Here is a 12,455-nt window from a genome sequence, read left to right as displayed (position 1 = left end):
GCCTATTTAGTAGCCACTGAGCCCGGACCCATAGCGAGCCGTTCTTATCTCATCTGCGATACGCAGCATGACACGGTTCAGGCGGTCGACCTGGTCTGCGTCGGGATCTGAATAGCCTTGCGGATCACAGGCAACGAAGGAGTTTTTTGTGTGACGGCAGGCAGCCCCAGCTCCCTTGTGCAGCCGAATCCCCACTGTTTCGAAATTTACGCCAGGAATGATGGCTGGTGTCCCGACCGCTGCCGCCATTTCCAACGGAAGCGTGCTTGGCCCCACCACGACATCCATCTCAGATGCTATGGCGGCTATCCCTTCGAAGTCCTCAAAAAGATCGACATCCAAAATGTTGATACCGTTCGCGAGGCACCACTCAATCTCTTCAGGCTTTGCGGCGTGCTGTAGCGAATACAGCTCGCAACCCGCCATTTCCATCAGAGGTCGGAGCGACTCAAGCTGGAAATAGAAACGTCCTCGTTTGCGATCCACCACGCTGCTGCGCCACAGGACGCCAATCCGTTTTCGGCCGCAAGCTTTTCTGGATATCTCCTCTCCCCAAGAATGTCTAAGGCTGGGATCAGGCAGAAGGTATCCACCGGGCGTTTGGTCAGGGATTAAGGTTCCGCGCTCCTTCACCGTCGCAAGAACCATTTCGTTGGTAAAAACGACCTTCTCGAACTCCTTCAGGGTACACAGTGCTTTCCCGTCGAGATAATGCGCGAGTTCCCAGCTTGGGACATCCTCCCGTAGATCGGTGAACCGCTTTGGCGACTCTCCCCAAATTCGGTTGACCGCATGAAATTTGATATCCGGGAAACTCCGTTGCATGATGCCTAGTAGACGAGGCTCACATGTCGCCTCCACGCGGCCAAAGCGCGGGGCGAACCGATTTAGATGCTGCGCCCAGCGAACTTCGTCGCTAACCCCATCGTCGGCGATTAGAAACAGCGACTCCCCGCCCCAAGAAAGATCGAAATCCAAACCTGGTGGACGGTTTCTCGGGCTAAGATAGGTCAACGAGTTGAGAGCGCGACGATTTACTTTTTCTCGAAGCCCGCTTTCGAATTCGCCGTTGATGTAGTGTAGAGCGATAAGGTCGGGGTTCTGATGTAGCGTGCGACCATGGGAGTCAACTTGCCGGAAGCGAGGGACGTTACCGCGCCTTGATCGTATGACATCAGCAATCTCACTCACAATATCTTCGCTTGCTGCGGCTGCCGTGTAGAGTTGGTGATAGGCTGCGTCCAAGTATGGCGCAACCTGCAACACCTCCTTCAGTTCAGTCAAAGCGGCGCGGAATTCCCCGTCTGCTAGGTTACAGAGGGCAAGAACATACCGCGCAAGTGGCGCAATTCCGCCCCCCTGGATATATCGTATCGCGATGTCCTCCGCGAGATCGCGGCGTCCTGCGAGAAGGACGGTATGAGCATAATCGAGAGACCAGAAGGCGGTTCTATTCTTTGTCGCAACCTCTACCCGCTCAATCGCTGCGTTGATGAAATCATCGACAGAAGGGTCCAGCTTCCTCGCCTTAAGAGCATGGTTCATCACGGGTCCAGAGACCATGGACCTAAAGCAAAGAGCTTTCTTGACCGAATCAACGAAGTCCGTCGAATTGCCCATCGACCAATATATTCGGCAGAGCGTGGCCTGTAAGCTCAGATCTTTCGGCCACCGAAGCTGGGCTTCCATCGTCATCGCGAGCGCCGTCTTATGATCGTTGATGCGATGGAAATGATTGATCGCAGCCTTGACGAAGCCAAGCTTGATTCCGCGTTTCTCTATAAGAGATCTATAACCTGCCGAGGCCTCGTCAAGCTGGCCCAGGGAGGCAATGGCCTCCAACCGCTGTTGCTCCAATTCGAATGGTAGTGCACGCTCGAATGCGCCAAGGTAAGACAGTATTCCATCAAAGTCGCCGCGGTCCGCAAGTAGTTGGCACTGCAGCACATGAAACTTGATAGCCTGCCCCCCGGTTAAGCGGCTGGCGTCAATCTTGCCGATGCTTTGCTCGCACCTCTCACTGTCACCCGCCTTGGAGAACGCAACGGCAAGCCGGAGCCAAATATCCGCTGGCCTCGACTCGACAGGTATTTGTTCCAAACACTCGATCGACTTGAATGGCAACCCGAGAGCCGCGTATATATCTGCCACTGCCCCCACCGACTTAGGGTGCGCCTTGCTCGCAACGGATGCCAGAATTGCAACTTTAAGGTATGAATCGTAGTCAGGCTTCGTATTCGGCCTTTTAGGCTTCTTGCCGGCAGCTCTCTTGCGCTTGCCGTGGAAGACGCTAGCGATGCTCGCCAGAACCGTTCGGAACATTCTCAACAACTCTGTTTCGGATAGGCAGGGGCACCAATACACGATAGGGAGATGAGAGCAAACACGGAAAGGAGATCAACATGGCCTGGATTTGGCAGGTTGCCGTGAGTTGGTTCTCGCACAGCAAGCCACTCTACGCGAACGACAAGGCGCGCGGTTGACCCCGCTATCGCGGAAACGTACTGACTGTTAATCCTAAGTACCTGCGAGTGTCGATCATCAATAATCCCCTGCACCAACGCCACACCAAGTTTTACCGCATTTCACCTATGCGAGCAGTTCGATGTGTTTTAACGAAATCCACGAGCGCATCGTGAAGCGATGCGACCAAGGACATTTTATCGCCCCGTATAGCACCTTCGACGTGGGTCATGTTGCTGTGCCAAACGTCGACAAGGCTGTCCTCATCAACTTTTCGCCCATCAAGTTCAACCGTATTTGACAGGAGCCAAGTCTTGACACCGCAGGCGCCGGCTAACTCTGCGACCGTGGTAGCCGGAGCGATGACCAAATCCAGTTCCGACATGAGCGATGCCACGCTGTCGAAATCGTTGAATTGGTCAAGGTCAGCAAAATCAACTATCTTCCCCGGGAATCTAGCCTCGATCCACGCAAGTTCTTCCCTGCATTCGTCGTATTGAAGATTGACGAACTGCACGCCATCAATTCCAAAAACGGAGGCGAGTTCCTCCACCCGAAGGTAATGGAGGTTTCTGGAAAATTTCGAGATGCTGCTGCGCCAACTTATGCCGACCAGCAAACGATCCTGCGGCAACCTGCACCGGAACTTTTCAGATTTCGTTCGGTCCACCCTCAAAAAACTATCTCCGCGAAAATCCGCGTAGGACCGACGGTACTTCGCCAATAAATCAACAATTAGAAGGGCGCGATCCGAATTTAGCAGGTGACTATGACCATTGTTGTCGAGTATCTCGCACAACTCAAAAGAGGGTAATCGCGAATATCGGCTGATCTCGCGAACGGCACTTCGCTGGGCAACACGATTGACCGGAACAAAATGCACCCCCGGAAACGATCGCTGCAAAATTTGTTCCAGCCTCGGATCACACGCGATCGAATAGCGCCCGAAATCTGGGTCTTCCGCAATATCTGCGTATATCTGCGCATACCGTATCTCATCACCGGGACCGAAAACGTTTAGAAAAAAAACGTCTTCCGAGCGGAAATCGCCGTCCGCCATATCAGGATCGATGTAGTGATCGGGATAATACGTATTGATTTCCTTATGCAGCGATATCTCTCTCGCGCAGTGAAGGGCCTCTTGGATCCGTCTTGCACCGTAGAAAATCTTCCTCCTGGATATCTCGCCAACCGCTACGCCCCGGTCCTTAGCGCTTTCAAGCAAATCCTCTCCCCAAGCTATATCACCCGAAGTGATCGCGACCCTCATGGCTTCCTTAAAGAGGTTTACATGACCATAGCGTGAGAGCCCCTGAAGACAAATCTCGCGGGCCTTTAGGAAGTCGCCTGAGTACGAGTAAGCTTGGCTCAACGCGACAAGCAGGGGTACGGTTTCTCCTCTGGCCGTATGCAGATCGATCAGAATTGGAAGTGCCTTCTCTGGTCGCTCGAGTGAAATCCAACCCTTAGCCTTTCCAAGGGTTATGTCGTTGTCGAGCAGCATCATTGCGAGAAAGATATTTTCGAAGCTGTCGACATCGCATTCGGCCTTCATGCGCTCTGCAATCTCCATCGTCTCCCAGATACTTTCTGGAGAAACGACGGCTCTTGCAGTTACTGCCCAGAGAAATTTCTCAGCATTGAACGGGTAAACATAGCGCAAGGCTGTAATCATTCTCGCTAAGTTTCGGCTTCTATATTTTAGATCTCCGGTTCGGAAGTCGAACTCTGCGAGCATTGCAGCTGAAGAAAATTCAAGCTTGAAGCTTGACGCCTCGATCAGCAACTGCATGGCTTCCTCAGTATGCCTGTTGCTGAGCAAGAGTTCAAAACACCCAGAAAGAACCTCATTAAGTTGACGCGTACGAAACGAAGACTGCACCGAGGATAGGGTTGAATTCGCCTGCTCTTCTGAAACTTTCCCCACCTCGTTCTGCGTCTCGGCCGCCAGCCTCCCCACCCATCGCTGCGTCGCCGTGCCCGTCTCCTTGCGAGACGTCTCGCTGCGAACTAACCTCTCGGCGTTTTCTTTGCCCCAAGGCAGGTCGAGGATCGATGAGAAAACGTCACCCGACGCAGCAAGCCGGGCTCTTCCAAGAAATTCCTCGATGTCACTCCAAGAGGATAATAGGCCGACAATTCTGCATATAAACGCCACTTGAAACGTGTGAGCGGACTGGTCGACAAAAATTTTAGAGAGATCCAAACTTCGAACAAAGACTGTCAGATCGCGGGCATCGAGCCTCGCGAGTACGGCTTGACTGAATGCCATTGCCCAGTCATCTGATCTAGCGATGTTCTCCAGCAATTCTTTTCTTTTCGCTTGAGCAACTGGGAGTTTCACTGGCGGTCGTTTCAATTGGCGTTCGCCAATGATTTTCATGCACGCCGCCGTTAGTCCTTCATCACTATCCTGGCTGGCGAGATATTTGGCGTAGAGCAAATAAGCGCCGGCAAACAATTGCAAAGCGCTCAGTTTGGCAGTGCGACGACTGAAGGTCGCTTTCCCCATCTGAATGGAACACCTGTCATCAGTTACTCCCCAGCCTGCATAGAATGGCAGCCCGACTGTCGTAACGGGTATATTCCGCATGACCGCCTCCATCCCGACGAGAGACGAAATGGTATACACACGCCTCATCGAGGCCATAAGATCAAGAAGCCCGACGGACGGCGGCACGATCGTTGCAAGCTTTGCGATCGCTTCGTGATTTTCCTTATAGCGGGCAGGCTTGTTATAGACGTCAGGATGGGGACGGTAAATCACCTCGCATCCCGGGTTCTCGTTGCGAGCAAGCGAGATCAGAGTGTGAATTGTCCAGCGGTCCGGATTACCAAACTTCAGCGACGCATCGCCTGGAACCTGACCGATCACGAGAACTGCGGGCCTCTGCCGGACCGGTGCGAACTCCTCACCCGCCCCTCGCTGGCCATTATATTTTGTAATGCTGTTGTGAATGATGAAATTCAGGTGCTTTTCAGCCGTCGCGAGGAATTGTTGGTCTTGGAGACGCAAATCCGTATTTAGGATATCTTCAAGTTCGGATGGCTCAAGCGGGTTAAAATAAAGTCCCTTCTTGTCCGTTACAAGCGAATAAGGCGTGGAGTGGTTAGCGCCAAGCTCGACAGAGCGCACAAATCCATCCTCCATTCTATGAATCGTATATCCCCATTTTTTCGCCAGGCGGGTTATTAGCGGATGTGCTTCGTTGTAGCCCCAGATCATCAGGTCTTGCGATAGTTCCCGACATTTCCATAGAACTCTCGCGGCCATGAGGGCAGGCATTTTCCTCGGCAGGAAAGCGGTGCGATAGTCGAGTAGGTACGCGCTTACAAAACCCAATTTCCACGAATTAAAGCCCATCATCAGCATGATTGGCTGAACACCATCTGCTCGACTCGCACGCCAGTTTTCACCAACCAACGTTGTCTTTTTTAGCCCTTCGCTTTCGCAGGAAATTTTGTCATGCGAAATAATATGATAAGAGTAGGCGAACTGCCTCGTTCTATAAAATCGCTTCGCGGAATGATTTTTCAGTGATTTGTACAGGCCCTTGGCAAGGACTTTGACTTGTGAAAAGGCCTTATGCACGCCGCCCCCCGATCACATCATGTTCCAGAGGGCTGGCTTAAACCAAGGATAACTATCGATGTCAAACGCTAGATAGGCCGATCCTCACACCACTACCGCCAGGATCACGCCGATGCGTTTGCACGCGTGGCAACACCCTTCCGGTGATGAACCCCGAAGAGAATTGGTCTGCATTGGACGAGTTCAATCCCCTGCATATTGGAATAGCCGCCCTCATCCCGAACATGACTTCGAGGGAGACGGCCTCCCGAATATTGCTTACCTTGCTGTTGACGGAGGTGTCTGCCTTATAGGTAATAAAGTCCCCGCTCCACGGCAGGGCGGCGTTTCCGCGATGGACTCCCAAAAAGGCGCGTGTATCATCCACACCCATGTCTTTAGAGCGAACTATGCAATTGCTTCAGACGGCAACAAACCCGGCCAGAAGTTTGGATGTTGCCATCGGCACCGCCATTGGATGGCGGAAATCAGTCAAGAAGATACCCGACACCACAGGGCAGATGAAGGACGTGGCAGTCTGGATCGTTCCGAACTCAGACGACGCCGGCAAAATGCCTTTCTATACCAGCAACCTCAAACATGCCGTTGAACTGGCAGAGCAGATCGCACCGAACAACGTTGGCGGGTGCTCCTGGAGCGATGGTCTAGGCACCGCCAGAATCGACGATGGGCCTTACTTTCAGGCATGCAACCCGCAAATTGCGCTGTGTCTCGCGGCGTTGCACTGCCTTAAAATCAATCAAGAACCCTAGCCTAAGAGGTTTCGATCACTACCTAGCTGCGCTCCGCCTCGTCAAGGATCGCCTCGACGCTTTTCAGCGGCTACTGAGATATGGACCCGAGGGGGCCCGCGCCCTGTCGCCGGACAACGGCAAAGGATGCCGATTGGTTCATGCTGCTGGGCAGATTGCGTTTCGCGGTGGATTTCTATGTATGATCCGCACCAATGTCTGTGGAACACAGTGATAAAACGCTAGAGTCTGCGCGAAGCTTTGAGCTGTTGCATAAGAAACTCGCACGAGCGACGAGTATCATTGACCGGCGCGCTCGGCGCTAACCTTAATCCCAGGCGATGGACTCATTGTCGACGGAATCATGTGAAAATTTCCGGCTCTCGGCAGATAGGGTCGACAGAAACAAAGATCCGCTTGAGGCTATGCCGTGGACAACTTCCCTGGCCCGGCGATCCGCGGCTACGGGCGCGATAGATCGCCTCGATCGTGCCGAAGCTCAACCCCGGCCGCAAGTAGCCGATCCGGAATTCCTTGTCCCTGCTAACCGGATGGTGATAGGCAGCGCCGCCGTTGGTGTATCCGGCCTCGGCAGCGTCGCTTCATATTGCATCTCCGCATGTGCTTGCCTGGCAAGCCTCACCCTAACATCGGCAGGCCTGCCGATGTTAGCACAAGCAGGAAGGTGACCTATGCTCGTTACGCTAGAGCGTTTCATGTTTTGACGGAAGCGTAGCCGGCGTTTGCGAAGTAGTTGCTGCATTCGCCGGGTTGGATTGTCGTGACGAGAGAGCCAATGTGTCGCCAGGTGTCCTCGATTGTTCGCTTTTGTGCATGGCGCATCCAGTGCTTGATCTTGGCGAAGGCCTGTTCGATCGGATTGAGGTCGGGGGAATAGGGCGGCAGGAACCAAAGCCTTGCGCCGGCCGCTGTGACGATCTGACGGACGGCGGCAGATTTGTGGCTGCCGAGATTGTCCATGATGACAATGTCGCCAGGCTTGAGGATGGGCACGAGTTGTTGCTCGACATAGGCGCGGAAGCATTGGCCATTGATCGGCCCGTCGAAGACGCAGGGTGCGGTGAGCTGGTCGCAACGCAGTGCGCCCAGGAATGTCAGCGTGCGCCAGTGACCATGCGGGGCAAAGGCGCGCAAGCGTTTGCCCTTCGGACCCCAGCCGCGCAGCGGCGTCATGTTGGTCTTGATCCAGGTCTCGTCGATGAACACCAGCCGTCTGGGATCGAGACCAGCCTGCCATGCCTTCCAGCGCTGACGTCGGCGGGCAATGTCGGCGCGGGCCTGCTCAAGGGCGAACAGCGTTTTTTTTGAAGCGCAGCCCTTCGCGCCGGATGAACTGCCACACCGCATTGTGCGAAACAGCCACACCGCGCCGCGCCAGTTCAGCCTTCAGCCCATGCAGGGTCAGCTGCGGGTTCTGGGTGAGCCGCTCGGTGATGAACGCGCGATGTGGCTCCAGAATGCGCTTGCGATGGCCGCCCATCTTGCCCGGTGCGACAGAACCGGTCGCCCGATAGCGCCGCGACCACTTCACCACGGATGAGACCGATACGCCAAATCGCGACGCAACCGAACGGCAGTTCTCGCCTGCCAGAACTGCCGCAACAACACGCTCGCGAAGATCATTCGAAAGGGCTCGTGTCATCAGATGCTGGCCTCCGCCCAGCCAGCATCTTGAATCACAAAACCGACTTGCCGGGAATCCCATCCGATTCACTTAAGCAATGAAACGCTCTAACGCACAAACCGTTCAGCTTGCTCAACCAGAGATCTCGTCCTACGTTGCGTAAAATTGAAACCGTCTCTTCCACTCGGGTGATTGGCGTGAGCCATCTCTACACTCACGTTCGTGTCGTAGGCGCCCTCTTGGTGCGCGAGATGTCGACGCGCTTCGGCTCGAAGCCCGGCGGCTATGTCTGGGCGTTGCTCGATCCCGCAGCGCACATCTTGCTGATGACCCTAATCTTCCGTGCTATCGCTCGCGCGCCGGCACTCGGCACTAGCTTTGCCCTGTTTTTCGCAACGGGCTACATCGCCTTCCAGTTCTACCAAGCGATGACCAGCTATCTCAATAGCGCCGTAAGGGCCAACAGATCGCTGCTGAGCTACCCCAGAGTCGCGCCCATCGACACAGTCGTCGCACGCTTCATCCTGCAGCTGGGGACGACGACGCTCGTCGCGTTCGTCGTCCTCGGCACGGTCGTTGCGACCATGCGTGTCGAGACTAGCCTGCATTGGCCGGCGATCCTTGAAGCGGTAGCGATGGCTTGTCTTTGTGGTCTCGGAGTGGCGATGGTCAACAGCGTGTTGTTTCTGAAATATCCGCTCTACGAGCAGGTGTTCAACATCGTTAACCGACCACTCTTCCTCATATCTGGTGTGATCTTCCTGCCTGATTCGATCCCGGCGCCCTATCATGATCTTGTGCTGCTCAATCCTTTAGTTCACGTCATAATGGGTTTCCGTCAGGGCTTCTATCCGGAATACCGGGCAGCCGGTCTCGATATGGAATATCTCTATGTATTCGCACTTCTGACATTGTTTGCCGGAATGCTTGTGTTCACCCTTTCGTCAAAGACGCTGAGAAACGAATGATCCGATTCGAACAGGCGACCAAATATGCCCGCACCAAGGGCATCAAGAAGCCGATCATCGAAGACGCCTCCCTCACACTTAACCGAGGAAAGAGCGTCGGTCTGCTCGGTCGCAACGGCGCCGGCAAGTCGACGCTGCTGCGGCTAATCGCTGGCGCGATCAAGCTCGACAAGGGCCGGATCATTCGCCAGGGCAAGATATCATGGCCGCTCGGCTTCCAGGGCAGCTTTCAGCCGTCGATGACTGGTGAGCAGAATGTACGATTCGTCGCCCGCATCTATGGTGTCGAAACCGAGCAGCTCATAGACTATGTGGAGTGCTTCGCCGAACTTGGTCCCTTCTTCAAGGCACCGGTCGGCACCTACTCCTCCGGCATGAAGGCGCGTCTTGCCTTCGGCTTGAGTATGGGCGTCAACTTCGATTATTATCTCGTCGACGAAATCACTGCCGTTGGTGACACAAATTTTAAGAAAAAGTGCCACGCTGTCTTCGAAACCAAGTTACAAGATTCCGACGTGATTATGGTTTCGCACAGCACCGGAACGATCCGCGCATATTGCGATTGCGGGGTTGTACTGGAAAAAGGCGTGCTGACTTATTATGAAGACGTCGAGGACGCGATCCGCGCGCACGACAAGAATATGAAGGAAAACTAAATGGCGGCAAGCAAAGACGCGGCAGTCAACAAGCCTGGTTCCGCGCAGGCCGCCGACAAGGATGCCCCAGCCGCCAAAGGCGTTACGAGAAGCAAGGGTATCGCGGTTCTCGAAGGTCTCCTAGACAAGCACAGGGCGCCCGTCATTCCGCTTCCGGAGCTACCCGACAAGATTGAACCCGCGAAAAACGCGGACTGGAAGACACATTGGCTGAGCAAGCTGCGCCGGCGCCACGCCATCATCGGCGCCTCTTTCCTCGGCCTGGTTGCCATCCCTGCGACACTCGCTTCGCTTTACATGGCCTTTATCGCCGTAGACCAATATCACAGTTCCACGTCCTTCGCCGTGCGCAGCATCGAGGGCGGTGTTTCGTCCGATATCTTGGGCATGTTCACCCAAGCTTCCGCTGGCAGCACGATCTCCGACAGCTATATCCTCATGGATTATATCCTGAGCGAACGCATGGTCGAGGTAGCGGATCGCAAGTTTAAGCTCGAATACATGTATGCCACCCGCGGCCTGGATTATTTTTATGGCATCGGCTCCGAGATCCCGATCGAGGACAAGCTTGAATACTGGCGCAATATGGTGACGGTGAGCTTCGACCACGCGTCCGGTATCATGCAAGTGACTGTAAAGGCGTTCGATCCGAAGCAGGCGCGGGAGATGGCGCAGTTCATTGTCGACCAGAGCGACAATCTAGTGAATAGCCTTTCGCTCGCGGCGCGTAACGACGTGCTGCGGGCCGCTCAGGACGAGGTACTCGCGGGTGAGGCCCGGCTGTCGAAAGCGCGTGCCGGACTGCGTGAATACCGCGACCGCTCGCAGGAAGTCGACCCGGTCGAAGGCGCCAAGATCGCGCTGCAGTTGATCGGCTCTCTGGAGCAGCAGTTGACGCAACTGAACGCCGATCTCGCGACTGCCAAGAGCCAGATGGGCGACGACACTCCGCGCATCCGCGTGCTTAAGACGCGTATCGAAAGCCTGGAGCAGCAGATCGCGGTTGAACGCCAGCGTCTCGGCACAGGTGATAATGCGGGCGTATCGACCGCTCGAGACACGAGCGCCCAAGACGTCGCTGGGCGAATCGCGCAGTTCGAGGAACTGGAAACCGAGCGCGAGTTCGCGGAGCGCGCTTATACGGCGGCTTTGACTTCTCTCGAAAAAGCACGCCTCGAGGCAAACAACCGTCAGCGCTATTTGGCACTCTTTATCGAACCGACTCTTTCTGAGATGGCGCAATATCCTAGCCGGCTGCTAAATGTGTTTCTGGTAACCCTTGGGCTGTTATTCGCGTGGGGGATTGGCGTGATGAGCTACTACAATATTCGGGATCGAGCATAGGCACCTTTCTCCGGCGCGTTCACCGGTTCCGGCACGCAATGTTTGAACGTTGTCCAGATTTTGATGGTGCAGTTTTCTCGCAGATCGGCCCGTACTAAAGCGCGTCGCGGTTTTGAGATTCAGGATTTTCAAATCATTGGAGCTGTGATTCCCTTTGTTTGACGACGGGAGAAGCGCCGTAGAGCGCGCACCGCTCCAATGTCGGCCGTCTTCTCCATCGGTTCGGGGGCTGAGCCATAAAAAAGCCGTAAGCGGTGCATTGACCCCGTCTGGCGATAGCGGTGGATCGGGTTTATTCGTGTGAGCTCAGGGAATGAGCTTGGTATGAATTGCTATGTCTGAACCTATGTCCGAACATAGAACGTTCCATATGATCGAAGCCGTTGCGGGTCGCCTGGAGGGCGCGCCGCGAGAGGTTCGACGTTGGTCAAATGAGTTGAAGGCTCAGGCGGTAGCCGAAAGCATGGAGCCAGGTGCGAGCGTTTCTGCGATAGCGAGGCGCATAGGGATCGACCCATCGCAATTGTTCACGTGGCGGCGCAATGCCCGACTGAAAGCGGAGGCTGTTGTTGATACGGCTCGGGGCGAAAGCTCCACCGCGGACATCATGATCGGCGACGCTGTGATCCGGGTGAATGTCGCGATCGACGAGCCACATCTCGTCAGGCTGATCCGCGCGGTACGCTCTGCATGATACCGGCTGGTACGAAGGTGTTCTTGGCCAGTCATCCCGTTGACTTCCGCAAAGGTCCAGACAGTCTTTTGGCGCTGGTGCGTGATGCTGGAAGTGATCCCTTCAATGGCTCGCTCTACGTTTTCCGCGCCAAAAGAGCAGACAGAATAAAGATCGCCTGGTGGGATGGCTCAGGCGTCTGCCTATATTCGAAGCGGCTCGAAAAAAATCAGTTCGTCTGGCCGAAGATCGGACCGGCCCGCGTGCAGCTCAATCACGCGCAACTGCTTGCACTCGTTGACGGCATGGACTGGAAACGGGTCCGCTCGGCTACGGTGAAACGACCGGAATTTGTTGGGTAAAAGCCCTGCGGCAGAGTGAAT

The 12,455-nt window shown here is 55.0% G+C and carries 9 protein-coding genes; 6 read left to right on the top strand and 3 right to left on the bottom strand.

Features of this window, described 5'->3' with window-relative positions; genetic code table 11:
* Positions 1-6: 6 nt before the first annotated feature.
* Together RB548_RS26820 and RB548_RS26815 are read right to left on the bottom strand one after the other, a co-directional pair.
* Positions 7-2,322, bottom strand: a complete 2,316-nt coding sequence (locus RB548_RS26820) for a hypothetical protein (protein WP_331376790.1) — start codon at positions 2,320-2,322, stop codon at positions 7-9.
* A gap of 253 nt (positions 2,323-2,575) precedes the next feature.
* Complete coding sequence (locus RB548_RS26815) at positions 2,576-6,055, bottom strand: capsular polysaccharide export protein, LipB/KpsS family (protein ID WP_331376789.1); 3,480 nt, start codon at positions 6,053-6,055, stop codon at positions 2,576-2,578.
* Between the two features lie 389 nt (positions 6,056-6,444).
* Here RB548_RS26815 and RB548_RS26810 point away from each other — a divergent pair, with 389 nt between their 5' ends.
* Positions 6,445-6,807 (top strand): hypothetical protein, encoded by a 363-nt coding sequence (locus RB548_RS26810; RefSeq protein ID WP_331376788.1) that lies wholly within the window; start codon positions 6,445-6,447, stop codon positions 6,805-6,807.
* Between the two features lie 693 nt (positions 6,808-7,500).
* On the opposite strand, the gene RB548_RS26805 is transcribed toward RB548_RS26810, so the two are convergent.
* A protein-coding gene (locus tag RB548_RS26805; protein WP_331372853.1) for an IS630 family transposase occupies positions 7,501-8,449 on the bottom strand; the annotation gives its coding sequence in 2 pieces (ribosomal slippage) (positions 7,501-8,112 and positions 8,114-8,449; 948 coding nt in all).
* Between the two features lie 179 nt (positions 8,450-8,628).
* Here RB548_RS26805 and RB548_RS26800 point away from each other — a divergent pair.
* The 5 genes from RB548_RS26800 (at position 8,629) to tnpB (ending at position 12,434) form a co-directional block, all read left to right on the top strand.
* Positions 8,629-9,399, top strand: coding sequence for an ABC transporter permease (locus tag RB548_RS26800; protein ID WP_331376787.1), 771 nt, complete (start codon positions 8,629-8,631; stop codon positions 9,397-9,399).
* A complete protein-coding gene (locus tag RB548_RS26795) occupies positions 9,396-10,055 on the top strand; it encodes an ABC transporter ATP-binding protein (RefSeq protein WP_331376786.1) in 660 nt (219 codons plus the stop codon). Before RB548_RS26800 ends, RB548_RS26795 begins: the two co-directional genes overlap by 4 nt.
* Entirely contained in the window at positions 10,056-11,399 is a 1,344-nt protein-coding gene (locus tag RB548_RS26790; RefSeq protein ID WP_331376785.1) for an RkpR, polysaccharide export protein, read from the top strand.
* Positions 11,400-11,769: 370 nt separating this feature from the next.
* Positions 11,770-12,093 (top strand): transposase, encoded by a 324-nt coding sequence (locus tag RB548_RS26785; RefSeq protein WP_040669324.1) that lies wholly within the window; start codon positions 11,770-11,772, stop codon positions 12,091-12,093.
* A 23-nt stretch (positions 12,094-12,116) separates the two neighbouring features.
* Positions 12,117-12,434: an IS66 family insertion sequence element accessory protein TnpB gene (tnpB, locus tag RB548_RS26780; RefSeq protein ID WP_158539472.1), complete on the top strand. Its 318-nt coding sequence runs from the start codon at positions 12,117-12,119 to the stop codon at positions 12,432-12,434.
* Positions 12,435-12,455: the final 21 nt, after the last annotated feature.

It is taken from the genome of Sinorhizobium chiapasense (genome assembly GCF_036488675.1).
In the GTDB taxonomy this organism is placed as follows: Bacteria; Pseudomonadota; Alphaproteobacteria; order Rhizobiales; family Rhizobiaceae; genus Sinorhizobium; species Sinorhizobium chiapasense.
Note: the sequence above shows the minus strand (reverse complement) of the source record. Positions and strands in the feature narration are given on the sequence as shown.